Here is a 25336-nt window from a genome sequence, read left to right as displayed (position 1 = left end):
CGCCGCGTGCCTGGCACGCGGCGGGGTCCGGCCGTCCACGGTCAGGTCAGCGGCACCCAGGCCAGGGTGTTCATGCCGGACAGGGCGGTCGCCTTGAGCCCGGCGTCGGAGACGGTCCAGAGCACACCGTCGACCATCAGCGAGCGGCGGATCGGCGTCCACTCGCCGCCGTCGGCCAGGTCGGCGGGGTGGTCGACGGCGCCGGCCACAGTGAAGCCCTTGTCGCCGACCCGCAGCGCCAGCACACCGCCGGACGGCGTGCCCTTGACGCTCTCGGCCTGGTCGGTGACCACGCCCGGACGGGTCACCGGGAGCACGACCAGCCGCTCCGGCGCCCAGTAGAGGAAGGCGTGCGGGTCGCTCTCCGCCTCGGACCAGCCGCCCGGGACGTGGTGCTGGGCGAGCCGGGCCGGCCGGGCCGGGTCGGCCACGTCGAACAGCGACACCTGGGTGCCTGTCACCCGCCCCTGGTCGGTCGCGTCCTGTCCGACACCGATCAGGCGGCCGTCACCGGCCGGATGCAGGTACGACGAGTATCCGTTGATCTTCAACTCGCCGGTGACCCGTGGGGCGGCCGGGTCGCGCAGGTCCAGCCCGTACAGCGGGTCGGTCTGCCGGAACGTCACCACGTACCCGGTGCCGCCGAGGAACCGCACCGCGAAGATCCGCTCGCCCTTGCCCAGCCCGGTGACCGCGCCGACCCGGTTCAGCGTGGCGCCCTCGGCGCGTAGCACGTACACGCCGGACTGGGAGGACGTTCCGCGGTTCCACGTGTCGCCGGTGGTGGTGGCCACCCGCAGGTGACCGTCCCACTCGGACATCGCGTACTGGCCGATCGGCCAGCCGGGCACGGACCCGGCGGCGACGTAGCGCGGCATGGCCGCCGCGGTGTCGAACTGGTAGATCTCCGTGCGGGAGCCGCCCGCCTCGGACGGCTCGCCCCGCCACGTCCGCCACCGCTGGTCGTTGGCGACGTAGAGCCGGGAGCCGGTGCCGTAGACGGTGTCGCCGTCGGCGAACACGGTGACCGGGTCACCGGCGCCGAGCGTGGACGCGCCCAGGTCGAAGCTGAGCACCGTCACCATCGAGGCGCCGGAGAACCCGGCCGGCCGGCTGACCCGGTCGCAGCCGACCCGGCCCGAGCCGACGGTCCGGGCGCCGTCGCGGATCTCGTAGCGCGGCAGCCAGTCGTCGAGCGTGGCCTTGTCGATCACGGCCTGGTTGGCGGCGACCCGCTGCGCGTCGGTGCGCTTCCCCGGCTGCGGGAAGTCGAGCCGGTGTCCGGAACTGATCACGACACGGGCGGTGGCGCCGACCTGCCGCGAGTCGACCAGCCGGCCGTCCATCCGGTACTCGCCGGCGACCCGCGGCGCTCCGGCGAGATCGACCAGGACCAGCCGGGCCTGCCCGGCCGCTCCCGGGGCCGGCGGCCGGCCCGGGACGGTGCCCCTGGTGACCCACCCGTCGCGCAGCAGCACCAGCGCCCGGTCGCCGTGCAGCAGCAGGCTCGCCTCGCCACCGGAGCGCCGATCGGTGGTGGGGTCCAGCGCCACCCGGCCGGTCACGCGGCGGGTCGCCGCGTCGACCACCGACAACACTCCCCGTGCGACGGTGACGATCCGCCGCCCGTCGGACTTGACCAGGTCCGGTTCGTCCACGCCCGCCTCGTGCACGTTGGTGCCGGAGAAATCAGGCGTGGACGCCGAGGTGGCGTCCTCGACGCCGCCGACCGCCGCCCGTTTCGCGGCGAACTGCCGCAGCGGGTCGTCCGACCCGAGGCCCCACGGCCCGACCGCCGCCTTCGCGGCCGTACGGATCTGCCGCAGCGCCTCGTCACAGGAGTCGAAGGCGACCAGCCGCAGCCCGCCGGCCGGTACGGCAGTGCCGGCAGGTGGCGGGTCGGCGGGCGGCGGGGCGACGGCCGGCGGCGACGCGGTGCAGCCGGCGAGCGCCAGCGCGGCGACCGTCGTCCATCTGTGCGTCCGGGATCCGTGACGAGTCATGCCGGTCAGACGTGGCCGCGCCGGGCGCGGTTCCCGCCGGTCCCCTCAACCGCCGGCCATCGCGCCGAGCACGATGAACGGCTCCTTGCCGGCGACCACCTCCTCGGGCAGCGGCGCGTCCGGGGACTCGTTGGACAGGTCGAGCTCGCAGGCGTAGAAGCGCACGAACGGCCGCCGCTTCCCGCTGTGCCGGTCACGGATGGTGCCGAGCAGCATCGGGTACGCGGCCTCCAGCGCGTCCAGCACCTCCCGCTGGGTCGGCGGCCCGGCCACCTCGACACGTACCTCGCCGGTGACGTGGGCCAGAGTCTTCAGGTGCGCCGGCAGCACGACCCGGATCACGGCAGCACCTGGACCTCGACCGAGAGCACTGCTGGCAGGTCCCGCACGATCGGCGCCCAGGTGTCGCCGCCGTCGGCCGAGTGGTAGACCTGACCTCCGGTGGTGCCGAAGTAGACGCCGCACGGGTCGAGCGTGTCCACTGCCATCGCGTCGCGCAGCACGTTGACGTAGCAGTGCGACTGCGGCAGCCCCTCGGTCAGCGGCTCCCACTGCTCCCCGCCGGTACGGCTGCGGTAGACGCGCAGCCTGCCCTCCGGCGGGTAGTGCAGCGAGTCGCTGGTGATCGGCACCACGTAGACCGTCTCCGGTTCGTGCGCGTGCACGGCGATCGGGAAGCCGAAATCCGTCGGCAGGTCGCCGCTGACCTCCCGCCAGTTCGCCCCGGCGTCGTCGGTGCGCATGACGTCCCAGTGCTTCTGCATGAACAGCGTGTCCGGCCGGGAGGGGTGCTGGGCGAGACGGTGCACGCAGTGCCCGACCTCGGAGTCCTCGTCGGGGATCTCCCCCGAGCGCAGGCCCTTGTTGATCGGCAGCCAGCTGGCACCGCCGTCGTCGCTGCGGAACGCGCCCGCCGCCGAGATCGCGACGTAGATGCGGTCCCGGTCGGCCGGGTCGAGCAGGATCGTGTGCAGGCACATCCCGCCCGCTCCGGGCTGCCAGGACGGGCCGGTGGGGTGCTGACGCAGGGCGGTCAGCTCGGACCACTTCTGGCCGCCGTCGGTGGACAGGTAGAGGGCAGCGTCCTCGCCGCCCGCGTACACCGTGTCGGGGTCGTGGCGGGACGGCTCCAGGTGCCAGATCCGCTTGAACTCCCACGGGCGTGGGGTTCCGTCGTACCAGAGGTGCTGCCCCACCTCGCCGCTGTAGGCGAAGTCGTTGCCCACAGTCGACCAGGTCCGGCCGCCGTCGTCCGAGCGCTGGATCAGCTGCCCGAACCAGCCGCCGGACTGGGACGCGTACAGCCGGTCCGGTTCGACGGGCGAACCGGTCAGATGGTAGATCTCCCAGCCGCCGAAGTGCGGCCCGTCGACGGTCCAGTCGTCGCGTTTGCCGTCCGACGTCAGAATGAACGCGCCCTTGCGCGTGCCGACAAGTACTCGTACGCCGCTCATGTCTCGTCCTCTCGTCCGAGGGGTTCTTCCGTCGCAATGACCCTGCGGCTCACCGGAACTCATCGCTGTCTACTCCCCGGCTGCGACATTTCCCGCATCGGGCGCGCGCGGACGGCCGACACGCCGGGGCGGCCGGATTGTCGGAGGCGGCGGCTAGCCTGCGCGCATGACCGGCCCCGGAGACGTCCCACCCGAGCACCTCGACCGCCTGCGCCCGGTCTGTCTCGGCCTGCCGGAGACCTACGAGGAACCGGCCTGGGTGGGCGTGCGGTGGCGCGTGCGCGGCCGCACGTTCGCCCACGTGCTCACCGTCGACCCCGGCCACCAGGCGGCGTACGCGCGGGCCGCGGCGACCGACGAGCCGGTCTGCGTGATGACGTTCCGCTCCCCCGGCGACGAGATCGCCGGGCTGCTCGCGGCCGGGCCGCACTTCTTCAAGCCGGACTGGGCCGCCGACGTGGTCGGCCTGCGGCTGGACGCGGAGACGGACTGGACCGAGGTCGCCGAGCTGCTCACCGAGAGCTACTGCGTGCTGGCCCCGAAGAAGCTGGTCGCGCTGGTGGACCGGCCGGGCTGAGTCAGCCCAGCTTCTTGCGCAGCGTCTCGAACGCCAGGTCCGGCCGCAGCGGCACGCCGAAGCGCTCGTCGCCGTACGGGAACGGGCTCAGTTCGCCGGTGCGGGCGTAGCCGCGCCGCTCGTACCAGGCGATGAGGTCGTCGCGCTGGACGATGACCGTCATCCGCATCTCACCGGCGTGCCACTGCTCGGCCGCGTAGCGCTCGGCCTCGGCCAGCAGCTCCCGGCCCAGGCCGCCGCCCTGCCGGCCGGGCGCCACAGCGAACATCCCGAAGTAGACGTGGTCGTCGCGGTGCTCCAGCTGGCAGCAGGCGAGCAGGTCGCCGCCCCGCTCGGCGACGAGCACCACACCGTCCGGGCCGGTGACCGCCGTGGTCACCATCTCCGGGTCGGTGCGCTGCCCGGCCAGCAGGTCCGCCTCGTGGGTCCAGCCCTGCCGGCTGCGCTCGCCCCGGTACGCCGACTCGATCAGGTCGACGAGGGCCGGCACGTCCTCGGGGCGGGCGACCCGGACGGTACGGGGTGCGGGGCTGGTCATGGCGGTTCTCCACGGTCGCTGCGACGTACCTGCTCAGCGTACGCACGCGGGTGTCCCGGACGGCGGCCGGGACCACCGGGCGGGACGGTTCGTGGTTCACTGCCGGGCATGGAGACGGCAGTCGGCGCGGCGGGCCTGCCCGCGATGCTCGACCTGCCGGCCGGGCCGGTCCGCGGCGGCCTGGTGGTGCTGCACGGCTCGCACGCCGGCGAGCGCTCGTACTTCCTCTACGAGCATCTGGCGCGGCTGCTGCCTCCGGCCGGGGTGGCGGTGCTGCGCTACGACCGTCGCCCACGGCCCGGTGGGCGCGACGTGCCACTGGCCGAGCAGGCCGAGGACGCGACGGCGGCGCTCACCGAGCTGCGCCGGCACGTCGGGGCGGTCCCGCTCGGGCTGTGGGGTTTCAGCCAGGGCGCGTGGGCGGCGGCCCTGACCGCGACCCGGCATCCGGTCGACTTCCTGGTCCTGGTCGGGTGCAGCGCGGTGAGCCCGGCGGTCCAGATGCGCTACGGCACGGCCGAGCAGTTGCGCCGGCACGGCTACGGCCCGGCCGATCTCACCGAGCTGGCCGAGCTGCGCCGGCTGGCAGAGGGCTTCCAGCGCGGCGAGGTGCCGCGGCCGGTGGCGCAGGCGGCACTGGACGCGGCGGCGCGACGCCGCTGGTTCCCGCTGGCGTTCCTGCCCGACGAGTTGCCCGCCACGCCGGGCACCTGGACCGACATGGACTACGACCCGGCGCCGGTGCTGGCGCGGCTGACCGGCCCGGTGCTGCTCTGCTACGGCGAGACGGACGCGTGGATCCCGATCGAGGAGAGCCTCGCGGTGTGGCGGCGGGCGGCGTGCGACGCGGAGCTGACGGTTGCCCGGCTGGCCGGCTGCGACCACGCCCCCACGCTCGGCGAGGGCGAGGATCTGGACAGCGTCAGCCCGCAGTACGAGCGGGTGCTGCTGGGCTGGCTGGACCGGCTGCTGCCGGCGGCCGGCTGAGCGGGCGGCCGGCTGAGCGGGCGGCCGGCTGAGCGGGCGGCCGGCTGAGCGGGCGGCCGGTTCCGGCTCCAATTGTCCGCGCGCCGCGCCGCCGCTGACCGCTAGCCTGCCGGGCATGGACGCCGACCTGCCCACGTTCGAGTTCGCCTTTCCCGGCCCGCTGCGCGACAAGCTCGTCGCCGCTGTGCTCGACGGGAGCAAGACCACCACCACCGGTCTGCTCCAGGACTACGAGATCGACGGTGAGCCGCTGCCGGCGGTCGGCGCCCGCTCGGCCGTGCTCGACTCCGACAACCGTCCGGTGGCGGTGATCGAGCTGGTGGAGGTCCGTGTCGCCCGCCTCGGCGACGTCGACCTCGACCACGCGCGCGACGAGGGCGAGGGCCACGAGTCGGTGGCCGCCTGGCGCGCCGGCCACGAGCGGTTCTGGCACGGCGACGACTACCGCGGCTGGCTCGGCGACCCCACGTTCACCGTCGACGACGACACCCCGGCGGTGCTGGAACGCTTCCGCCTGGTCGAGACGCTCTGACCGCGGGCCCGGCCGGCCGGGCTCAGGAGGCGGCGAGCCAGGCGCGCAGCTGGTCGCCGTGTTCGTCCAGCTCCGGTGGCGGCAGGTCGTAGCGGGGCGGGGTGCCGGACAGGCCGATCGGGTTGCGGATCCCCGGCACCCCACCGGCCGTCACCACCGGCTCCAGGCCCAGCCCCTCCGCCAGCGCCACTCCCTCGGCCACCGAGTTGATCGGGCTGCACGGCACACCGGCCGCCCGCAGCTCGGCGAACCAGTCCGCGCTGCCGCGCCGGGACAGCGCCGTCACCAGCAGCGGGCGCAGCTCGTCGCGGTGCGCGACGCGGTCGGCGTTGCGGCCGAACCGCGCGTCGTCGGCCAGCCCCGGCACGCCGAGCACCCGGCAGAGGGTACGGAACTGAGCGTCGTTCCCGGCGATCACCACCAGCTCGCCGTCGGCGGTGGGCAGCGGCTCGTACGGCACGATGCTCGGGTGCGCGTTGCCCATCCGGTGCGGCGCCGCTCCCCCCGCGACGTGCGCGCTGGTGTGGTTGACCAGCCCGGACAGCGCCGAGGAGAGCAGGTCCACAGTGACGTGCTGACCGCGCCCGGTCTCCTCCCGGTGCCGCAGCGCGGCGAGGATGCCGACCGCCGCGTGCAGTCCGGCGATCACGTCGAAGACGGCCACCCCCGCCTTGTACGGTGGGCCGTCGGCGTCACCGGTGAGACTCATCAGCCCGGCGGCGGCCTGCACCATCAGGTCGTACCCGGGCAGGTCGGCGCCCCCGGCGTCGCCGAAGCCGCTGATCGAGGCGTACACCAGGCGGGTATTGCGGGCGGTGACGGTGTCGTGGTCAAGGCCGAAGCGGCGCAGCGCGCCCGGGCGGAAGTTCTGGATCAGCACGTCGGCGCGGTCGGCCAGCCGGTGCGCAAGCGTCAGGTCGCCCGGGTCGGTCAGGTCCAGCGCCAGTGACCGCTTGTTGCGGTTGACCGCCAGGTAGTAGGTGGAGACGTCGTCGCGGACCGGGGGCCGCCAGTCGCGGGTGTCGTCGCCGCCCGGGGGCTCCACCTTGACCACGTCCGCACCCAGATCGGCCAGGAGCATCGTCGCGTACGGCCCGGCGAGGATCCGGGAGAAGTCGGCGACCAGCACCCCGCGCAACGGACCCGACATGCGGCACCTCCCTCGCCGCCGCCCACGATGACACATACCCGACGGCGTGCCCGGCGGGGGTGGCCCAGCCGGTTAGGGTCGCGGTACATCGGCGGCCATACCGGGAAGGGGTGCCCGTGTCGCTGCTCAGCCGGCTCGCCGAGACCACCGACGAGCGACCCGGGGCGGTCCGGGTCGGCGACCGTTCGCTGTCCCGGGTGGAGCTGCGCCGCGCGGCCACCGCCGTCGCCGACGACCTGCGCGGCGCGACCCGGGTGGCGGTGCCCGCCACGGCGAGCCTGGAGACCGTGGTCGGCGTGGTCGGCGGGCTGCTCGCCGGCGCGGCGGTGGTGCCGGTGCCGCCGGACGCCGGCCCGATGGAACGCGATCACATCCTGCGCGACTCCGGCGCGGAACTGCTGCTCGCGCCGCCGGACGTACCGGACACCGACGCCGCCGCGCCGCCGGTCGTACCGCTGGACCTGGCGCGTCGCTCGGACACCACACTCCCCGAGCCCGATCCGGCGACCACCGCGCTGATCCTCTACACCTCCGGCACCACCGGCGCGCCGAAGGGCGCGGTGCTGTCGCGCCGCGCGGTCGCCGCCTGCCTGGACGGGCTCGCCGACGCCTGGGCCTGGACCCCGGACGACGTGCTGGCACACGGCCTGCCGCTGTTCCACGTGCACGGGCTGGTGCTCGGCGTGCTCGGCCCGCTGCGCGTCGGCAGCCGGCTGCACCACGTCGGCCGGCCCCACCCCGAGCGGTACGCGGCGGCAGGCGCCTCGCTGTACTTCGGCGTACCCACGATCTGGTCCCGGATCGCGGCGCGCCCCGCGGCGGCGCGGGCGCTGCGCGGTGCCCGGCTGCTCGTGTCCGGCAGCGCCGCTCTGCCCGAACCTGTCTTCGCGGCGCTGGCCGGGCTGACCGGGCACCAGCCGCTGGAGCGGTACGGCATGACCGAGACCCTCGTCACGGTGAGCGCCCGCGCCGACGGTCCCCGGCGGCCCGGCACCGTGGGCGTGCCGCTGCCCGGCGTGCGGACGCGGGTGGTGGACGAGCACGGCGGCCCGCTGCCGGCCGACGGCGCCGCGATGGGTGAGCTTCAGGTGCGCGGCGGCACGCTCTTCGACGGCTACCTGAACCGGCCGGACGCCGACGCGGCCAGCCGCACGGCGGACGGCTGGTTCCGCACCGGCGACGTCGCGCTCGTCGGCCGGGACGGCGTCCACCGGATCGTCGGGCGGGCCGCCACCGACCTGATCAAGAGCGGCGGGTACCGGATCGGGGCCGGTGAGGTGGAGGACGCGCTGCTGGCGCATCCGGGGGTACGGGAGGCGGCGGTGGTCGGCACGCCCCACCCCGACCTGGGGCAACAGGTCACCGCGTACGTGGTGGGCGACGGCGTGGCCGAGGCGGAGCTGATCGACTTCGTGGCGCGGCACCTGTCCGCGCACAAACGCCCCCGGCAGGTACGGCTGGTAAGCGCGCTGCCCCGCAACGCGATGGGCAAGGTGCAGAAGTCCCGGCTGACCGGGGCGTGACCCGCACCCCGCCGGGAACCAGCGCGGCGCTCCCGACGACTATCCCTACATGGCGTGTGAGCAGTGGCGGGAGATCCTGTCGGCACAGTTGGACGGTGAGGCGTCCGCGTCGGAGATCGAGGCGGCCGAGGCCCACCTGACCGGCTGCGCCGGCTGCCGTGGCTGGTTCGACTCCGCGGCGTCGGTGATCCGGCGGGTCCGTACGCAGCTCGCCCCGCGGGTGCCCGACCTGGTCGACGCGGTGCTGGCCGCCGCGCCGCCGCCCCGGCCCAGCCGCCGCCACCGGATCACGCTGGGGCTGCGCGGGGCGCTCGGCCTGCTCGGCGCGGTGCAGCTCGTGCTCGGCCTGACCCAGATCGGCCGGGAGGCGGTCGTCACCCACGCGCACGCCTCCGGCCAGCACCTGTGGCACGAGTCGGCGGCGTGGAACGTGGCGGTCGGCGCCGGATTCCTCTACGTGGCGACGCGCCGGTCCACCCCGTCCGGCCTGTTGCCGATGCTCAGCGCGTTCGTCGCCACGCTGGTGCTGCTGTCGGTGAACGACCTGATCATCGGACAGGTGGAGATGACCCGGCTGGTCAGCCACGGCTTCCTGCTGGTCGGCTGGGCCGTGATGCTGGTGCTGTCCCGGCTCGGCCGCCGTCCCGGCGACACGCCACCCGGGCAGCGCCGGTCGGACGGCTCGCGGTGGGCGCTGCGAATCGAGGAACCGCCCGCGCCCGCGCCGCTGCGGCTGGTGCCGCCCGGCCCGTACCCCGCACAGGCCCGCGACCGGCGCGCCGCCTGACGACCCGCCGCGCGAGCCCCGGCTGCCGGCGGGCTGTGCCAGCGGTCGAGGCGGCGGGTCGCGATCTCAGCGGGCCCGGCGGTCGCGGGCGTCGCCGGACCAGGCGGCGACCAGGTCCTCGCGGGCGCGGGCCACGCGGGAGCGGATGGTGCCCACCGGGCAGCCGCACACCTCGGCCGCCTCGGCGTAGGACAGGCCGAGCACCTGGGTGGCCACGAACGCCTCCCGCCGGTCCGGCGCCAGCGCGGCGATGAGACCACGCAACACCACCCCGTCGTCCCCGCCGCCGGTCACCGCGCCGGCCGCCTCGGCGGCGGTCTGCCAGTCCGGCAGCGCCGCCAGCCGGGGCCGGGTGGTCGCCGTCCGCACGTGGTCCACCGCGACCCGGCGGGCGATGGTGAAGATCCAGGTACGCGCCGACGACCGGCCCGCGAAGCCCGGCAGGCTGCGCAGCGCCCGCAGGAACGTCTCCTGGGCGAGGTCGTCGGCCTCGGCCGGCCCGGCCAGGTGGGCGAGGAAACGCCACACCGGCACCTGGAGGGCCCGGACGAAGGCGGCGGCGGCCAGCCGGTCGCCCCGGGCGGCGCGCCGCGCCCAGCCGGTGACCTGCTCGTCGTCGGCGTCCGGTCTCATCCGCGGCCGGTCCGCCGGTCCGGCATGCTCATGCCGGACGGTACGGATAAGAGCCCCGCTCGGTTCATCAGTGGCGTCCCTCCTGCCGGCAAGGCGGTACCGGCCGCCCCTCGGTTGGTCGGCCGTCGCAGGGACAAAGTTCCCGGGACATGGTCAGTCTTCGACGGACACTGTGACCGGCCCGACCCGCAGCACGCCGTCGGTGAGCGGGGCGCACCGGATGCCGGCGCGGCGGCGCATCGCCTTCCACGTACCGGGCTCGACCACCACGTCCAGCCAGGCGCAGGGCGGCGCGGCCCGATGCGCCCGCAGCCGGACCGGACCGTCGCCGGAGTCGAGCGTGAGCACCCGGCCCACCAGGTCGTCCACCGGAATGCCCTCGGTCAGCACGTTGCGCCGCAGCTGGGTGAGGTCCGTGCCGGGCGGCAGTGACTCCCGCGCGATCAGCGTGACGCTCGCCTCCCGGTGCGCGGGACGGCCGAAGTAGCGGTCACCGACGATGCCGAGTCCGGCGCGTACCCGCACCTGGTCGACCAGTTCGCCGGGTGGCGCCGGGGCGGGTCCGTCCGCCGGACGGCCCACGTACCGGTGCACCGGCGAGGCCAGCAACTGGACGATCCTCGGCATGCCCGAAGTGTAGTAGCGGGCATAACATCGCCAAACCGGACGATAGCCACGTTCACGTATCCGCCCTGGTCACGGCCCGTTGTACGGGGTGTGACGGCGAGGCGACCAGAAGCGATCGGAGCTCATCCGCGACGGCGGCTGGCCTGGGCGCGGCGCGAGAACGAGCGCCGGCGTCAGGCGTACGAGACGGCGGCCCGGACCTGGCGCCGCCGCGCGGAGCACCTCGACCGGCTGGCGATCGAGGCGGCCGGCTTCCGGGGCTGCGCGCTGCCGGGCACCGCACTGCCGGTGCCGCTGGACGAAGGTGAGGTCGTCTACCGCATCCTGTCCGCCGTCGACCTGGTCGAGGCCACCGCCCGGCACGTGCCCGGACTACCCGCGCCCGGCCGCACCCTCACCGGCCGTCTCGGCCCGGCCGACGGCCCGCTACCGGCCGGGCTGCGCGTGGTCGACAGCGGTGCCGCCGTGGTGACCGACCGGCGGGTGACCTTCGCCGGGCGCGACGTCCGGCGGGACTGGCCCCTGCGGGACCTGCACGGCCTCGGGCACCACAGCGACCGCCCGGTCACCCTGCTCCACGGCACCGACGGCGGCGCACCGGCGGGACTGCGCGTACCGGCGCCGGGCGCGGCGAACGCCCGGTTCTACCTCACCCTGGCCCACGCCGACGCCACCGGCACACGGCAAGCGGTCGTCGAGGACATCGACACGCTGCGGTCCGCCCACCGGGCCGCCCGTCCCCGGCCACCCCGTCCGCTCGGTCCGTGGGACGCCCCGGCCGAACCGGCACTCCCCCGGCGGCTGGTGGCGGCGGGCGTCGCGGCGGTGGCCGTGCTGCTCGGCGTCACGTCCGCCGGCACCTGGAGCGCCACCGCCGGGCAGACCGACCCGGCGCGCCGGCCCGCGTCCCACCCGGCGGGCACGTCCACCACGGCAGCCGCGCCGCCGGCACAGCCCACGGCCACTCCGGCGTCGCCCTCGACACCCCCGCCGACCCGGCCCGCACCGCGACCGGAGCCCTTCCCGAATCCCGCGACGTGGTCGGATCCGGCAGCGCGGCCGGGTACGCGAGTCCTCACCACCGCGCCACCTGTAGCCGGACCGCCACCGTCGCACCCCGGCAACCGCCCGCCGGCACGCGCCGATCCGTCCACCCCGCCGGCCGCCCAGGCGACCTCGGCGCCGACCGCGAGCCCCACGGGTGATCCGGGCACGACCGGAGCGCCAAGCCCGACAGCAGAGCCGAGCCCCACCCCCTCACCCGAGCCGCCCCGACCCTGATGTCCCCGCCGATCACCCCGGCCGCCGCCCCGGCCTCAGATCCCCGGTGAACCCGACCCCTTCCCGACCTGCTCCCCCGTCCCCCGTCCCCCGTCCCCGTCGATCTTGCACTTTCGGCCCCCAGGACGCCGGATTCGCCCCATATGGGGGGGCCGAAAGTGCAAGATCGCGAGGAGAGGGGGTGAGGGCGGGGTAAGGGTCAGGAGGGCTGGGGGGTCAGCAGGTAGTCGCCGTCTTCGGGGCTCCAGCGCAGCTCCACCGCGCCGCCGGTGGCGGCGGCCTTGCAGAACTGGAGGAAGCTGCGGTAGCCGAGCTTCTTCTCGCTGAAGTCCGGCCGGGCCCGCCGGAGCTGGTCCTTCAGGCCGGACAGCGCCACCGCGCCACCGTCCGCGGCGAGGTCCACCACCACGGAGCGGAGCAGCCCGAACGCGACCTCCCGGTCCCCCTGTTCGGGAAGCGACACCTCCGGATCGCCCTTCGCCGGCCCGGCGGCCAGCTCCACCACGTTGTGCGCCGCGAGATGACGCAGCAGTTCGCCGAAGGTACGGAAGCCGTAGTCGGACTCGCTGAACGTCGGGTCCTTGCGGAGCAGCGCACGTTTGAGCGCGGACGCGGTCACGTCGCCGCTGGAGCTGCCCTGCATGCCGGCCACCGTCTGCACGAGCTGCACGGCGAGCGTGTCGACGTCCCGCGCCGACTCGTCCTCGGCCGGGACGGTCTCCACCGCCGGCTCGGGCGCCGGCTCCGCCGGTGAGGGCCGGGCCGGGCGCGACCGGCGGGCGGCCGGGGGCGGCACGTCCACACCTTCCAGGCGGTCGTAGTAGAGGAACTCGTCGCAGGCCGGGGGCAGCAGCGCGGAGGTGGACTTCTCCACCCCGACGCCGATCACCCGCTTGTTGAGTTCGCGCAGCTTGTGCACGAGCGGGGTGAAGTCGCTGTCGCCGGTGCAGATCACGAACGTGGAGATGTAGCCGCGCTCGAACGCCAGCTCGACCGCGTCCACCGCCATCTTGATGTCCGCGGCGTTCTTGCGCGAGGCGCCCATCCGCTGCGGGATCTCGATCAGCTCGACGTGTGAGCGGGTGAGCATCCGGCGGTCCTCGTCGAAGTACGACCAGTCGGCGTACGCCCGGCGCACCACCACGCGCCCCCGCTCGGCGAGCGCGTCGGCGATCGGCCGGAAGTCGAACGGCCGGCCGCCGTGATGGTCCCGTACGCCGAGGGCCAGGTTTTCGTAGTCGAGGAACAGCGCGATCCGGTCTTCGTGATCCACACTGGCAGCCTAGCCCGGCCGGAGCGCCGGACCGGTCAGCGCCGCTCGTCCCGGTAGACGGTCTCGCGGCGGGCCACGCGCTGGATCGCGTAGCTGGCGACCAGCAGCAACAGCGCGAGCGCCACCTCGACACCGGCGATGGTGCCGTTGGCGACGGTGAGACCGAGCAACAGCAGGATCAGCCCGACGACGGCGAGCAGTCCCGCCAGCAACAGCCGGTTGCGCCGTCGCGCCGACCGCTGCGTGTCGTGTCCGCTCACGCCGTCCGCCTCTCCCCGGCTCCGTTTTTCCGATCCTAGGCGCTGGTCACCGCCGGGGCAGCGGATCACGACGGCCGGGGGCCGGACACTGACGCGTCCGGCCCCCGGTGTCACGGCGGCGGTCAGTGGATCGGGATCGGCGCGGGGCGCTTGTCCTCCCCCGTCTCGCCGTCGAGCAGGTGCGAGGGCTCCCGGCGGCGGGGCAGGAACGCAGCCGGGACGAACGTCAGCAGCACCAGGCCGAAGGCGACCCAGAACGTGGTGGAGAAGGAGCTCGCCGCGTAGTCGAGCCCGCGTTCGATCAGCGACGGCGGAACCGGGAACTGCTGGAGCAACTCGGGCCGCTGCTGGGTGGCGATGGCGAGCTGCGCCTCGGTCAGCGTGGCGCCGGTGCCCGGGTCGACGGCGCCGGGGATCGGCCGCGAGCCGTTCAGCTCGCTGGTGAGGATGACCGACATGACCGCGGCGCCCACCGAACCGCCGATCTGCTGGAGGATGTTGACGAGCGTGGAACCGCGCGCCACCTCCGCCGCGCTGAGCGTCTTCAGCGCCGAGGTCATGATCGGCATCATCGTGCCGCCCATGCCGAGGCCCATCACGAACAGCGAGCCGCAGAGCAGCCAGTACGACGTGTCGGTGCCGAGCTGGGTGAAGGTGAAGAACCCGGCCGCGATGAGCACGAGCGCGAACGGCACCGTACGGCCGACCGGCACGCGATCGGCGAGCATGCCGGCGATCGGCATGGTCAGCATCGCGCCGATGCCCTGCGGTGCGATCAGCAGGCCCGCCGTCAGCGTCGTCTCGCCGCGCACCTGGAGGAAGTAGCTCGGGAACAGCAGGCCGGCACCCATGAACGCGATGATGAAGACGAACATGGTGACGGCGGCGATGGTCAGGTTGCGGTTGCGGAAGAGCCGCAGGTCGAGCAGCGGGTGCCGGGGCCGGAACGAGTAGAGCACGAAGGCGACCACGAGCGCGCCACCGACGAGCATCGGCAGCCAGACCTTGGTGTCGGCGACGGTGCCGGTCTCGGGCAGCGTGGAGATGCCGTAGAGGAACAGCGCGAGACCGGGCGAGAGCATGAGCATGCCGAGGAAGTCGAACGACTCGGACGGCTCGGCGTTGTCCCTGGGCAGCGCCAGCTGGGCGTAGACCAGGGCGACCAGGCCGATCGGCAGGTTGATCAGGAAGATCCAGTGCCAGCTCGCGACGTCGATCAGCCAGCCGCCGAGGATCGGGCCGGTGATCGGGCCGAGCAGCATCGGGATGCCGAGCACCGCCATCAGGCGGCCGATGCGGTGCGGGCCGGCGGCCCGGGTCATGATCGTCATGCCGAGCGGCATGAGCATGCCGCCGCCGAGGCCCTGGACGACCCGCCAGGCGATCAGCTCGCCGATCGAGTCGGCAGTGGCGCAGAGCCCGGAGCCGATGGTGAACAGCGCCAGCGCCACCATGTAGAGGCGTTTCGTACCGAACCGGTCGGCGGCCCAGCCGCTGAGCGGGATGACGGTGGCCAGCGCGAGCGTGTAGCCGGTCATGGTCCACGCGACGCGGGCGTACGAGGCGTCGAACTCGCTCTGGAACGTCGGCAGCGCCACGCTGACGACTGTCACGTCGAGGATCGACATGATCGCACCGAGCACGACGACGCCGGCCACCTTGAGTACGGCGGCGTCGAGCTTCGTCGACGTCGCGACGGGTTGGTGTGTCACTGACGGTCTCCTGGGGATCCGGTCCGGCACTTCGAGGCGGTGGCGGCGCCGCGCGCCGTCGGCGGAGCGCGGGCGGAACGCGCGGCGGGGCGACGTCCGGGCGACAGCGTAGCGATGACCTGGGACAGCACGCGGCCGGTTTTGCCCAGAGGCGAACCGCGGTGCTGCGGCAGGCGGCCGCCCCGGCGGCCCCGGGCGCTCCGGCGGCTCGCGGAAAGGGCTGGTGCGCGCCGGTTCGTGAACCTTGTCGGGACGGGGCCGGCGGCGGCGACCGTGACGAAGGTCATGCCCCACGCGGACCGCCGCTCAGCCCAGCCCGGCCATCAGTTCGACCTCGGCCGTACGGGAGCGGTCGATGCGGCGGGCTAGGTCGCGTACCCGTTCGCTGGTCCCGGCGGTGACCTGGGCGCGGGCCAGGTCGGCGGCGGTGCGCTGGTGCCGGCTCAGCACGTCGCGCAGCACCCGGTCGGCGTCGGCGGGCGCGGCGGCGCGCAGCCGGGCCAGTCCGGCGGCGGCGTCGCTGTGTCCGGAGTGGTCGTGCCGGGCGGCAGCGGCGGCTGACGGGCCGGCCTCGCGCAGCCATCGGCGCATGGTGGCCAGTTCGTCGGTCTCGGTGGCCCGGACGGCGGCGGCGAGCGTGCGCAGCCGCGGGTCACCGGCGCGGTCGAGGCCGAGCCGGACGATCTCCAGCGTCTGCTCGGTGTGCGCCACCATCATGGCCAGGAACAGCGCGTCGATCCCGCTGACCGGGGCGTCCGCGCCGCCCGGCACCGAGGCGTCCGGGCCCGCCGGGACCGTGGCGGACGGCACCGGCGGGGACGGATCGGCGGCGGGCGCCCCGCCGCACCCAGTCAGGGTCAACAGGACCGCGAGCAGCGCCGCGGGCGCGCGGCGGAGCCGGGGAACGGCCGGCTCCGCCGCGCGGGTACGCGGGCTCAGATCTGCTGCCACAGCGCCGGAACGTTCGGCGGTTCCCAGCCGGCGATGGCGGTGTGCGCCTGGCGACAGCGGTAGCCGCGGCCGTCGTAGGTGACCGTGTCGCCGACCTGGTACGCCCGCCCGGCGGTCCACGTCCCGCCCGGCGCCGGGGTGCTGGTCCGGGTGGGTGTGGGCGACGGCGCGGGCGTGGTGGGCGCCGCGGTCGGGGTGGGCGACGGGGTGGGGTTGCCGCCTCCGCCGCCGATCTGGAGGTCGACGCAGGAGTAGAACGCGTTGGCGGTGTCGGAGATGTTCCATATCGCCAGCAGCTTCTGCCGGCCGGAGAAACCGCCCAGGCCGACCGTGTGGGACACGGTCGCGCCGGGTTGGCGGCCCCCGCCGTCGACGACCGCGACGCGGGTGCCGCCGATCCAGTACTCCCAGTTGGCGGTGGCGTGCCGGGCGGTGTTGACCCAGGTGAACGTGACGGTGCTGCCGACGGAGGTGGCCGGCCAGTTGCGGCTGTCGTCGTTGAGTACCGCGAACTGGGCGATGCCGGCGTGGCAGCTCCGCAGACCCTTGGGGCCCTCGACGCTCTGCGGTTCGTACTTGATCTGGCCGCAGTCGGGCACCCGGTTCTGCGCGCAGAGCGCCTGCCGGCTGGGTGGCGAGGAGACGTAGCCGTGGGCCTGCGCGGGTGCGGCGAGCGCGAGCGTGCCGGTGACGGCACCGGCGGTGAGCAGCGGGAGGGTGATTCTTCGACGCATGGTGGCAACTCCTTCGGGCGGAACGGAAGGTGCCCCGAACATAAATTAAACATTCTTAACAGTAAAGACTCCTATCTATAAATTAAGTCCTGCACGACCGGCGCCGGGCGTATGATCCTGATCGATGGCTCGCCGCGCGGAGCCGACCGTCGTTCCTGGGCATCCCGCCGCCGCAAGGCGTCCGGGAGGACGACGCAGACCGGGCATCGCCTCGTCGTCCCACTCCCCGGAGGACACCCCCACATGAGGAGATCCACCGCGTTCGCGGCCAGCCTGCTGCTTGTCGCCGCCGCGCTCAGCACCGTCGGCGGGCCGGTCGCCGCCGCCGACCCCGCCGACCCGGTCACCGTCACGGTGAACACCCGCGCCGGGCTGGCCACCGTCCCGGCCACCGCGCTCGGCGTCAACCACGCCATCTGGGACTCGCAGCTCGGCAGCGCCGAGACGTCCGACCTGCTCAAGGCCGCGGGCGTGAAGATGCTGCGCTACCCCGGCGGCTCGTACGCCGACATCTACCACTGGGAGACCCACACCGCGCCCGGCGGCTACGTCGCCCCGAACACCGACTTCGACACGTTCATGGCCGGTGCCCGCCGCATCGGCGCCCAGCCGATGATCATCGCGAACTACGGCACCGGCACGCCCGCCGAGGCGGCGGCGTGGGTCCGCTACGCCAACGTCACAAAAGGCTACGGCGCGAAGTGGTGGACAGTCGGCAACGAGAACTACGGCAACGGCCACTACGGCTCGGCCTGGGAGGCCGACGACCACCCGGACAAGAGCGCCACCCAGTACGCACGGCTGGTGGTCGAGTACGCCGACGCGATGAAGGCGGTCGACCCGAGCATCAAGGTCGGCGCGGTGCTCACCATGCCCGGCAACTGGCCGGACGGGATCACCGCCGGATCCGACCCGGGGCCGTGGAACCAGACGGTGCTCTCCCTCGCCGGTCCGAAGATCGACTTCGTGGACGTGCACTGGTACCCGGGCGGCAACGCCGCCGACTCGCTGGCCCGGACCAACCATCTGCCCGACGCGGCCTGGCTGCTGCGCCAGCAGATCGCCCGGTACGCCGGCCCCGGGGCGGACCGGATCGGGATCAGCTTCACCGAGCTGAACGTGGACGCCGGCCGCACCACGGCGCCGGGCGCGCTGTTCCTCGCCGACGCCTACAGCGGCCTGCTGGAGCAGGGCGTGTTCACGGTGCAGTGGTGGAACGTGCACAACGGCATCGGCACGGTCTCCGAGGTGGCCGGGCAGACCGACTACGGCGACTTCGGGCTGCTGTCCAGCGGCAACTGCACGAACGACGGCGAGGTGTGCCAGCCGGCGTTCAACACGCCGTTCGCGCCGTACCACGCGTTGTCCATGATGAACCTGTTCGCCCGGCCCGGTGACCAGCTCGTCCGCGCCGGAACCGACCAGCCGCTGGTGGCCGCGCACGCGGTCCTCCGGCCGGACGGCAGCCTCGCGGTCCTGCTGCTCAACAAGGACCCGGAGAACGCACACCCGGTGGCGCTCGACTACGCCGGGTTCACCCCGGCCGACGAGGCGCCAACAGTGCACACGTTCACCAACGGCGCGACCGCGATCAGCACCGCCCGCGCCGGCAGCGCGGCGGCGCGGACGCTGCCGCCGTACTCGCTCACCACGCTCGTGCTGCGACCGGCCGGCAGCTCGGCCGGGCGGCCCGGCGCCCCGGGCCGGCCGACGGCGAGCGCGGTGACCGACCGCGCGGCGACCATCTCCTGGCCGGCGGCCACGCCGGGCGCGTCGCCGATCGCCAAGTACGAGGTGCACCGGCAGTACGGCGCGGTGAGCGAGCAGCTCGGCGAGACCGCCGGAACGTCCCTCACGGTGGGCAACCTCGAACCGGGCGCCCGCTACACGGTCAACGTGCTGGCCCGGGACACGGCCGGACAGGTCTCCTGGTCGTCGCCACCGCTGACGTTCGCCACCGGCAGCCCGGCCGAGAGCTCCTGCGCGGTGCGGTTCAACGACGACAACGACTGGGGCAACGGGTACGTGGCGAACGTCGAGGTGATCAACACGGGCGCGAAGGCCGTCGACGGCTGGACGCTGACCTGGACCTGGCCGACGGCCTGGCAGCAGGTGAGCAGCGGGTGGAGCGCCACCTGGGACCAGCAGGGCCGCGACGTCCGGGTGACGCCCACCGCCGACAACCGGCGGCTCGCCGCCGACGGCGGGAGCACGACTGTGGGCTTCGTCGGCGCGTACAGCGGGCCGAACGTGCCGCCGGCGGCGTTCCGCCTCAACGGCACGGTCTGCACGCTGCGCTGAGGAGTCCTCAGCCGCGGCCGGGTGGCCGCAGCCGTACGTCGGCCGCCGCCGGGACCTTCGGGTTCCGGCGGTGGCCGGCTCGCCGGGGCGCCGGCACCACGTGCGGGCGCACCGGTCCGGACGGGAGCGTGGGCGGTTCCGGCACGGCCGTCGGCAGGACGGCCAGGATCGCCACGAGCAGCACCACCGCGACGACACCGTCGAGCCAGTAGTGGTTGCCGGTGACCACGACCACGAGCGCTGTCGCCAGGGGGTGGAGCAGCCAGAGCCAGCGGAGGCGTCCGGTGGTGACCGCCATCAGCGCCAGCGCGATCGCCAGCGCCCAGCCCACGTGCAGCGACGGCATGGCCGCGTACTGGTTGCTGAGCTGGTCGGTGTCGGGGGGACCGTAGACGCTCGGGCCGAACCGGGTGCCGGTGTCGACCATCCCGGTGAGCGCGGTCAGCCGGGGCGGCGCGAGCGGAATGCAGACGTGGAGCACCAGCGCCACCGCCGTGAGCGACGCCAGGGCGCGGCGCAGCCGCAGGTAGTGGGCCGGGCGGCGCAGCCAGAGCCAGACCAGGCAGAGCACGGTGGCCGGGAAGTGCATGTAGGCGTAGTACGAGTTGGCGACGCGTACCAGCAGCTCCTGCGACAGCAGCGGCCCCTGCACGAGCATCTCGTCGGGCAGGCGCAGCAGCCGTTCCAGCCGCCAGACCCACTCGCCGTTTGCCAGGGCCACCTCGGCGTGCCCGGCCACCACCTGCCGGCCCGCCTTGTAGGCCAGGAAGAGCACGGCGACCAGCGCCAGCTCACGCGCGGCCCGCTGCCATACGGCGAGACGGGTGGGCGCGGTCCGCGTGACGTCCACGGCTCCTCCTTCGGTTCGTCCCCGCATGGGCCAGGGCCGCCGCCGGGGTCGGCGACGGCCCTGGGGGTACGGGCTCAGCGGCGGGCGCGTTCCTCCCGGCCGGCCGAGTCCACGCTCACCTCGTCGAAGGCGGGCGCGCCGTCGACGGCGTCCGCTCCCACCGCCACCGATCGGCCGGTGTCCGGCAGGTCGAGGCTGGAACGCAGGGTGACCGGGCGCAGCAGCAGCGCCGCCACGATACCGACCACCGCGATGGCGGCCGAGATCAGGAAGATATGCCCGGTCGCGTCCCCGTATGCGGCCCGGACGATCTGCCGGACCGGTTCGGGCAGCGCGTCGAGGTTGAGCGTGCTGCCGCCGCCTCCGCCGGAGGCGGGGATGCCGGCCGCGGCCAGGTCGTGGTTGATCCGGTCGGTGACCCGGCGGGCCAGCACCGCGCCGAGCACCGACACGCCGATGGTGCCGCCCAGCGAGCGGAAGAAGGCGACGCTGGCGCTCGCCGCGCCGATGTCCTTGAGCGAAACGGTGTTCTGCACGGCGAGCACCAGGTTCTGCATGGTCATGCCGACGCCGACGCCGACGATGAACATCGCGATGCCGACGAAGACCAGCGAGGTCTCGTGGTCGATGGTGCCGAGCATGCCGAACCCGATGACGAGCACGACCGCCCCGAACACGATGTACGGCTTGATCTTCCCGGTGGCGGTGATCATCCGGCCCGCCACGATCGAGGAGATCAGCACGCCGGCCATCATCGGGATGGTGAGCAGGCCGGCCTCGGTCGGGCTGTAGCCGCGGCCGATCTGGAAGTACTGGCCGAGGAAGACCGCGCCGCCGAACATCGCCATGCCGACCGCGAGGCTGCCCAGGATCGCCAGGGCGGTGGTGCGCTCGCGGACGATGTGCAGCGGCACCACCGGTTCGGCGGCCCGCGCCTCCACCCAGACGGCGAGCGCGAGCAGCAGCACCGCGCCGCCGACCATGGCGCCGCTCTGCCAGGAGACCCAGGCGAACGAGTCGTCGACGAACGAGATCCAGATCAGCAGCACGCTGACGCCGGCGGCGATGAGCGTGGCGCCCAGATAGTCGATCTTGACGTTGTCCCGGCGCGCGGTGGGCAGGTTCAGGGTGATCTGGAGCAGGAACAGCGCGACGGCGGCGACCGGCACACCGACGAAGAAGCACCAGCGCCAGCCGAGCCACGAGGTGTCCACGATCAGGCCACCCAGCAGCGGGCCGCCCACGGTGGCCAGCGCCATCACGCCGCCCAGGTAGCCGTTGTAGCGGCCCCGCTCGCGCGGCGGGATCATGGCCGCGATCGCGACCTGCACCAGCGCCTGGAGGCCGCCGACGCCGATGCCCTGGAAGGCGCGGGCGGCGATGAGCTGTCCGGCGCTCTGCGCGAAGCCGGCCGCGACCGATCCGACCAGGAACACCACGATGGCGACCTGGATCAGCAGCTTCTTGTTGAACAGGTCGGCCAGCTTGCCCCAGATCGGGGTGGTCGCGGTGGCGGTGAGCAGGGTGGCGGTGACCACCCAGGTGTACTGCGTCTGCGAGCCGTTGAGCGCTCCGATGATCTTCGGCAGGGCCGTCGAGACCACTGTGCCGCTCAGCATGGCCACGAAGAGCACCAGCAGCAGGCCGCTGAGTGCCTCCAGCGTCTGCCGCCGGTTCATGGGGGCGGCCTCAGCCGTCGCGGTGGGTGCGCTCATCCGCGCGTCCTCCAGGTGTGTCGATTGGGTTGGCCGCTTCGTTGCCTCAAGCAATCAACACTAAACCTTGCCCGGTAGGCAAGTTTGCCCATTGAGAAATGGCTCACCTACGCTAGCCGCATGGACGAGTGCACCGGCCTGCGGGAACGCAAGAAGGCGGCAACCCGCCTCGCGCTGCACGAGGCGGCGCTGTCGCTCGCCGCCGAGCACGGCCCGGACCGGATCACCGTCGAGGCCATCGCCGACGCCGCGAACGTGTCCCGGCGCACGTTCTCCAACCACTTCAGCGGCAAGGAGGAGGCCCTCTTCCACGGCGACACGCTGCGGCTGCGCCGGCTCCTCGCGCTGGTCGCCGAGCAGCCGGCGGAACTCGGGCCGTGGGCCACGCTGACCCGGGCCGCCCTCATCCAAGCCGAGGAGGGCTACGACGACCCGGCCGAGCCCTGGCTCAACCGGCGACGGCGGCTGCACGGCCACCCGAGCCTGGCCGCCCACCAGGTCGGCGCGTACGCGGCCCAGGAGCGGGAGATGGCCGCGGAGTTGGCCCGCCGGCTGACCGGGCCCGACTCGCCGCTGCGGGCCCGGGTCGTCGCCGCCACGTTCCTCGCGTCCCTGCGCGTCGCCGCCCACGAGTGGCTGGAACACCCCGGCCGGCCGCTGCGCGACGTGCTGCGCGACGTGCTCGCCCGCGCCGCCCCGGCGGACGGCTGAGCGCTCCCCCAGCCGGGAACGGTGGAATGACCACGAACGGAACACCCCACCTGACCTGGGCTGACAGACTCGCCCGGTGGGTGCCGACCGCTGGCGCAAAGGGCTCGGACCGGCGACCGGCGTCGCCCCGGCGACCCGGGTCGACCGGTTCGAGGTCTTCTTCGACCTCGTCTTCGTGGTCTCCTTCTTCATCATCACGCGCGCCACCGCCGCGAACGTCACACCGCGGGAGCTGCTGCACGCGCTGCTGGTGCTCGCCGTGCTCTGGTGGTGCTGGGTGGTGCACAGCGCGGTCGCCGCCCGGCTGCGCCTGGGCGAGGGCTTCGTGCCGATCCTCATGGTGGTCGGCATGATCGCGCTGTTCACGTTCGCGCTCGCGCTGCCGCAGACGTTCGGCGACCTGGACAAGGGCAGCGCCGGGCCGATCCTGGTCACGATCAGCTACGTGGTGATCCGGCTCGTGCACACCGCCCTGTACTGGTACGCCACCCGCGACGACCCGCCGGCCCGGCGCAAGCTGCGGCTGTTCCTGCCTGAGGCGCTGGTCACCGCCACCCTGCTGCTGGTGGCGGCGCTGCTGCCGCCGCGCGTAGCCCCCGACGTCGGCCCGTGGCTGCGCGACGGGCTCTGGATCGCGGTCGTCGCCATCCAGTACAGCAGCGGCCTGCTCGCCGGCGCCGACGGCTGGAAGATCACCTCGGCCGAGCACTGGACCGAGCGGTACGACCTCATCCTGATCATCGCGCTCGGCGAGTCGGTCATCTCGGTCGGCGTCGGCGGCAACCTGCTCGGCCAGCCGGTCACCTGGCCCGCGATCCCGGCGGCGATCTTCGGCATCCTGTTCACCGCGGCGCTCTGGTGGGCGCACTTCGACATGATCGGCCCGGCCGCCCGGATCGCGCTGCACGCCGCGCAGGGCCGTCCGCGGGTCGCGCTGGCCCGCGACGCGTACGCGTATCTCTACCTGCCCATGATCGCCGGGGTGATCCTGTTCGCGATCGGCGCCGAGGAGCTGGTCCGGATCGTCACCGACCCGGCGGGCGGCCCGGCGGAGCGCGGCCACGGGCCGGCGGTGCCGCTGCTCTTCGGTGGCGTTCTGGTCTACCTCGCCGCCAACATGGCGTTCCAGTGGCGGGCGTTGCGGACGCTGTCCTGGACCCGGCTCGGCACTGTGGTGCTGCTCGCCGCGGCGCTGCCGGTCGGCCGGCACCTGCCGGCGCTCGCCGCGCTGGGCCTGCTCACCGCGATCTGCGTGGCCCTCGTCGGCGCCGAGCTGGTGATCTTCGCCGATTCCCGGGTCGCGTTGCGCCGGCTCATGCACGAGGAGAAGACGAGCGCCGAGGAGAGCGAGGCGGCCTGGCGGGCCCGCTGGCGCGAGGACGGCGACAGCGCCCCGCGCCGATCTTGACACAGGACCTAGAGTCTCCGCGTGATCGAGATCGTCACCGAGGTCGACCTGTTCCACCCGCCCGCCCGGGTCTGGCGGGCGCTCACGGAACGCGCGTTGCTTGCCAAGTGGTTCGCCGACAGCGCGCCCCGGTCCGACCGGTGGATCCTGGCCACCGCCGCGCTGCCCGGCTACGACGGCGACACCGAGGTGGAGACCGTCGAGGTGCGTGCGCCGCAGCGGCTGGTGGTCCGCTGCCGGGAGGACGGCCGGGCGACCCGTCTCGCCTGCGACCTGACCCCGACCGCGCTCGGCACCCGGCTGTCCGTACGCGAGGTGCTCGAAGACGGCGACTGGGACGCCGACGCCCGCGCCGAGCAGCACGAACAGGCAGTCACCGGACGGCTGCCGGCGATCCTCGACTGGCTGGCGTTCCAGAACGTCGACCTGCGCCGCGCCGAGGGCGGGCTGACCGCCGAACTGCCGGTGGTCCGGCTGCTCGGCGACGAGCACCGCCGGCCCGGGCGGCGCCGGGTGCTGCTGGTGGCCGGCGCTGTGACGCTGCTCGCCGCGGCGGCCGGGGCGACGGTGTGGGCCACCGGCGACGACCCGCCCGCGCCGGCCGCGCCGCTCCCGACGACGTCGCTCGTCATGCCGTCCAGCGCCACGCCGTCGGCCCGCCCCACGACCGCGCGGCCCACGCCCAGCCCGAGCCGCCGCAGCGCGTCGCCCTCGCCGACACCATCACCCACCCCCAGCCGTACGCCGAGCCCGACGCCCTCGACTGTCGCGGCGGCGCCGCTGAGTGCCACCTACGAGACGGTCACCGACCGGGTCTTCGGCTACCGGGGCCAGGTGGTGCTGCGCAATCCCGGACCGTCGCCGCGTCCGGGCTGGACGGTCACCGTGACGCTGCACGACGGCGCCACGGTGGGCAGCGTGAGCGGGGCCGAGGCGAAACAGGACGGCGCCGTGGTGACGTTCACCGGCGGCGTGTTGCCGGGCGGCGAGACCGCCACCATCCGCTTCGACGTCCGCGACCCCGACCCGGGCCACGACGCCCCCGCCGCCTGCGCCACAGAGAACACCCCCTGCACCCCCGCCTGAGGGCTTCACCACGTCGATCATGAAGTTGGGCCGTGGATTCGTCCGCATTGACGACGGCCAACGTCATGATCGCCGCATCCCGGGCGGGTGGGGCGTGGGCGGATGGGGCGTGGGCGGGCGGGGGTGCCGGTGCGGTGGGTGCGGAAATGGGTTGTTGAGTGCATGGGAGCGCTCCCGTAACATCCCTGACGCGGCTGTTAACGCTCACAAAACAATCGCCACCGCCAATGTCGGAGCCGCTGC

24 protein-coding genes are annotated in these 25336 nt (G+C 73.9%); 10 read left to right on the top strand and 14 right to left on the bottom strand.

All coding sequences use genetic code 11. The features are described 5' to 3' along the window. Positions 1-41 precede the first annotated feature (41 nt). The 3 genes from AB0D28_RS10880 to AB0D28_RS10870 are packed head-to-tail and all read right to left on the bottom strand — an operon-like array spanning position 42 to position 3457. Complete coding sequence (locus tag AB0D28_RS10880; protein ID WP_357384467.1) at positions 42-2003, bottom strand: beta-propeller domain-containing protein; 1962 nt, start codon at positions 2001-2003, stop codon at positions 42-44. 45 nt (positions 2004-2048) lie between these two features. Then, positions 2049-2345, bottom strand: coding sequence for a MoaD/ThiS family protein (locus tag AB0D28_RS10875; protein ID WP_357384465.1), 297 nt, complete (start codon positions 2343-2345; stop codon positions 2049-2051). Next, positions 2342-3457, bottom strand: coding sequence for an exo-alpha-sialidase (locus AB0D28_RS10870; RefSeq protein ID WP_357384463.1), 1116 nt, complete (start codon positions 3455-3457; stop codon positions 2342-2344). Before AB0D28_RS10870 ends, AB0D28_RS10875 begins: the two co-directional genes overlap by 4 nt. 166 nt (positions 3458-3623) lie before the next feature. On the opposite strand from AB0D28_RS10870, the gene AB0D28_RS10865 reads away from it, so the two are divergent. Further along, positions 3624-4034, top strand: coding sequence for an MmcQ/YjbR family DNA-binding protein (locus AB0D28_RS10865; RefSeq protein WP_357384461.1), 411 nt, complete (start codon positions 3624-3626; stop codon positions 4032-4034). A 1-nt stretch (position 4035) separates the two neighbouring features. On the opposite strand, the gene AB0D28_RS10860 is transcribed toward AB0D28_RS10865, so the two are convergent. Further along, complete coding sequence (locus tag AB0D28_RS10860) at positions 4036-4572, bottom strand: GNAT family N-acetyltransferase (protein WP_357384459.1); 537 nt, start codon at positions 4570-4572, stop codon at positions 4036-4038. A gap of 108 nt (positions 4573-4680) precedes the next feature. Between AB0D28_RS10860 and AB0D28_RS10855 the strand changes: the two genes are divergently transcribed. Together AB0D28_RS10855 and AB0D28_RS10850 are read left to right on the top strand one after the other, a co-directional pair. Then, positions 4681-5559 carry an alpha/beta hydrolase gene (locus tag AB0D28_RS10855; protein WP_357384457.1) on the top strand — a complete coding sequence of 293 codons (879 nt, stop codon included), beginning with the start codon at positions 4681-4683 and terminating at the stop codon, positions 5557-5559. A gap of 115 nt (positions 5560-5674) precedes the next feature. After that, positions 5675-6091 carry an ASCH domain-containing protein gene (locus tag AB0D28_RS10850; RefSeq protein WP_357384455.1) on the top strand — a complete coding sequence of 139 codons (417 nt, stop codon included), beginning with the start codon at positions 5675-5677 and terminating at the stop codon, positions 6089-6091. Positions 6092-6113: 22 nt separating this feature from the next. Here the strand turns inward: AB0D28_RS10850 and AB0D28_RS10845 are convergent, their stop codons facing one another. Further along, on the bottom strand, positions 6114-7241 hold the full coding sequence (locus tag AB0D28_RS10845) for a CoA transferase (RefSeq protein WP_357384453.1): 1128 nt from the start codon (positions 7239-7241) through the stop codon (positions 6114-6116). Positions 7242-7357: 116 nt separating this feature from the next. On the opposite strand from AB0D28_RS10845, the gene AB0D28_RS10840 reads away from it, so the two are divergent. Further along, positions 7358-8764 (top strand): acyl-CoA synthetase, encoded by a 1407-nt coding sequence (locus AB0D28_RS10840; RefSeq protein WP_357384451.1) that lies wholly within the window; start codon positions 7358-7360, stop codon positions 8762-8764. A 49-nt stretch (positions 8765-8813) separates the two neighbouring features. Beyond that, on the top strand, positions 8814-9551 hold the full coding sequence (locus tag AB0D28_RS10835; protein ID WP_357384449.1) for a zf-HC2 domain-containing protein: 738 nt from the start codon (positions 8814-8816) through the stop codon (positions 9549-9551). A gap of 66 nt (positions 9552-9617) precedes the next feature. Here the strand turns inward: AB0D28_RS10835 and AB0D28_RS10830 are convergent, their stop codons facing one another. Both AB0D28_RS10830 and AB0D28_RS10825 read right to left on the bottom strand, forming a co-directional pair. Beyond that, positions 9618-10184 (bottom strand): sigma-70 family RNA polymerase sigma factor, encoded by a 567-nt coding sequence (locus AB0D28_RS10830; RefSeq protein ID WP_357384447.1) that lies wholly within the window; start codon positions 10182-10184, stop codon positions 9618-9620. A gap of 153 nt (positions 10185-10337) precedes the next feature. Then, positions 10338-10811, bottom strand: a complete 474-nt coding sequence (locus tag AB0D28_RS10825) for a molybdenum cofactor biosysynthesis protein (RefSeq protein WP_357384445.1) — start codon at positions 10809-10811, stop codon at positions 10338-10340. A gap of 90 nt (positions 10812-10901) precedes the next feature. On the opposite strand from AB0D28_RS10825, the gene AB0D28_RS10820 reads away from it, so the two are divergent. Next, a complete protein-coding gene (locus tag AB0D28_RS10820) occupies positions 10902-12092 on the top strand; it encodes a hypothetical protein (protein WP_357384443.1) in 1191 nt (396 codons plus the stop codon). 199 nt (positions 12093-12291) lie between these two features. Here the strand turns inward: AB0D28_RS10820 and AB0D28_RS10815 are convergent, their stop codons facing one another. From AB0D28_RS10815 to AB0D28_RS10795, 5 genes are all read right to left on the bottom strand, one after another. After that, complete coding sequence (locus AB0D28_RS10815; protein ID WP_357384441.1) at positions 12292-13365, bottom strand: PIN domain-containing protein; 1074 nt, start codon at positions 13363-13365, stop codon at positions 12292-12294. A 35-nt stretch (positions 13366-13400) separates the two neighbouring features. Beyond that, a complete protein-coding gene (locus AB0D28_RS10810) occupies positions 13401-13625 on the bottom strand; it encodes a hypothetical protein (RefSeq protein WP_357384439.1) in 225 nt (74 codons plus the stop codon). A gap of 122 nt (positions 13626-13747) precedes the next feature. Beyond that, entirely contained in the window at positions 13748-15337 is a 1590-nt protein-coding gene (locus AB0D28_RS10805; protein WP_357384437.1) for a DHA2 family efflux MFS transporter permease subunit, read from the bottom strand. Between the two features lie 306 nt (positions 15338-15643). After that, a complete protein-coding gene (locus AB0D28_RS10800) occupies positions 15644-16288 on the bottom strand; it encodes a DUF305 domain-containing protein (RefSeq protein ID WP_357384435.1) in 645 nt (214 codons plus the stop codon). Further along, positions 16273-17022, bottom strand: a complete 750-nt coding sequence (locus tag AB0D28_RS10795) for a lytic polysaccharide monooxygenase (protein ID WP_357384433.1) — start codon at positions 17020-17022, stop codon at positions 16273-16275. Before AB0D28_RS10795 ends, AB0D28_RS10800 begins: the two co-directional genes overlap by 16 nt. A 243-nt stretch (positions 17023-17265) precedes the next feature. Here AB0D28_RS10795 and AB0D28_RS10790 point away from each other — a divergent pair, with 243 nt between their 5' ends. After that, complete coding sequence (locus tag AB0D28_RS10790; RefSeq protein ID WP_357384431.1) at positions 17266-19323, top strand: cellulose binding domain-containing protein; 2058 nt, start codon at positions 17266-17268, stop codon at positions 19321-19323. A 7-nt stretch (positions 19324-19330) separates the two neighbouring features. Here AB0D28_RS10790 and AB0D28_RS10785 read toward each other — a convergent pair whose 3' ends face one another. Both AB0D28_RS10785 and AB0D28_RS10780 read right to left on the bottom strand, forming a co-directional pair. Beyond that, on the bottom strand, positions 19331-20173 hold the full coding sequence (locus AB0D28_RS10785; RefSeq protein ID WP_357384429.1) for a phosphatase PAP2 family protein: 843 nt from the start codon (positions 20171-20173) through the stop codon (positions 19331-19333). Positions 20174-20247: 74 nt separating this feature from the next. Next, positions 20248-21888, bottom strand: coding sequence for an MDR family MFS transporter (locus AB0D28_RS10780; RefSeq protein ID WP_357384427.1), 1641 nt, complete (start codon positions 21886-21888; stop codon positions 20248-20250). 120 nt (positions 21889-22008) lie between these two features. Here AB0D28_RS10780 and AB0D28_RS10775 point away from each other — a divergent pair, with 120 nt between their 5' ends. The 3 genes from AB0D28_RS10775 to AB0D28_RS10765 all read left to right on the top strand — a co-directional run bounded on the left by AB0D28_RS10775 (position 22009) and on the right by AB0D28_RS10765 (position 25093). Continuing rightward, positions 22009-22599, top strand: coding sequence for a TetR family transcriptional regulator (locus AB0D28_RS10775; protein ID WP_357384425.1), 591 nt, complete (start codon positions 22009-22011; stop codon positions 22597-22599). A 76-nt stretch (positions 22600-22675) separates the two neighbouring features. Further along, positions 22676-24007, top strand: coding sequence for a low temperature requirement protein A (locus AB0D28_RS10770; RefSeq protein WP_357384423.1), 1332 nt, complete (start codon positions 22676-22678; stop codon positions 24005-24007). Between the two features lie 21 nt (positions 24008-24028). Next, positions 24029-25093, top strand: a complete 1065-nt coding sequence (locus AB0D28_RS10765) for an SRPBCC domain-containing protein (protein WP_357384421.1) — start codon at positions 24029-24031, stop codon at positions 25091-25093. Positions 25094-25336: the final 243 nt, after the last annotated feature.

It is taken from the genome of Micromonospora sp. NPDC048169, assembly GCF_040652815.1.
Lineage (GTDB): Bacteria > Actinomycetota > Actinomycetes > Mycobacteriales > Micromonosporaceae > Micromonospora.
Note: the sequence above shows the minus strand (reverse complement) of the source record. Positions and strands in the feature narration are given on the sequence as shown.

Excerpts from the sequence above, each read along its gene's own strand:
- AB0D28_RS10865 (WP_357384461.1), top strand. The coding sequence starts at position 3,624 with ATGACCGGCCCCGGAGACGTCCCACCCGAGCACCTCGACCGCCTGCGC.
- AB0D28_RS10870 (WP_357384463.1), bottom strand. The coding sequence starts at position 3,457 with ATGAGCGGCGTACGAGTACTTGTCGGCACGCGCAAGGGCGCGTTCATT.
- AB0D28_RS10835 (WP_357384449.1), top strand. The coding sequence starts at position 8,814 with ATGGCGTGTGAGCAGTGGCGGGAGATCCTGTCGGCACAGTTGGACGGT.
- AB0D28_RS10825 (WP_357384445.1), bottom strand. The coding sequence starts at position 10,811 with ATGCCGAGGATCGTCCAGTTGCTGGCCTCGCCGGTGCACCGGTACGTG.
- AB0D28_RS10790 (WP_357384431.1), top strand. The coding sequence starts at position 17,266 with ATGAGGAGATCCACCGCGTTCGCGGCCAGCCTGCTGCTTGTCGCCGCC.
- AB0D28_RS10855 (WP_357384457.1), top strand. The coding sequence starts at position 4,681 with ATGGAGACGGCAGTCGGCGCGGCGGGCCTGCCCGCGATGCTCGACCTG.
- AB0D28_RS10780 (WP_357384427.1), bottom strand. The coding sequence starts at position 21,888 with ATGAGCGCACCCACCGCGACGGCTGAGGCCGCCCCCATGAACCGGCGG.
- AB0D28_RS10845 (WP_357384453.1), bottom strand. The coding sequence starts at position 7,241 with ATGTCGGGTCCGTTGCGCGGGGTGCTGGTCGCCGACTTCTCCCGGATC.
- AB0D28_RS10775 (WP_357384425.1), top strand. The coding sequence starts at position 22,009 with ATGGACGAGTGCACCGGCCTGCGGGAACGCAAGAAGGCGGCAACCCGC.
- AB0D28_RS10860 (WP_357384459.1), bottom strand. The coding sequence starts at position 4,572 with ATGACCAGCCCCGCACCCCGTACCGTCCGGGTCGCCCGCCCCGAGGAC.
- AB0D28_RS10795 (WP_357384433.1), bottom strand. The coding sequence starts at position 17,022 with ATGCGTCGAAGAATCACCCTCCCGCTGCTCACCGCCGGTGCCGTCACC.
- AB0D28_RS10850 (WP_357384455.1), top strand. The coding sequence starts at position 5,675 with ATGGACGCCGACCTGCCCACGTTCGAGTTCGCCTTTCCCGGCCCGCTG.
- AB0D28_RS10830 (WP_357384447.1), bottom strand. The coding sequence starts at position 10,184 with ATGAGACCGGACGCCGACGACGAGCAGGTCACCGGCTGGGCGCGGCGC.
- AB0D28_RS10880 (WP_357384467.1), bottom strand. The coding sequence starts at position 2,003 with ATGACTCGTCACGGATCCCGGACGCACAGATGGACGACGGTCGCCGCG.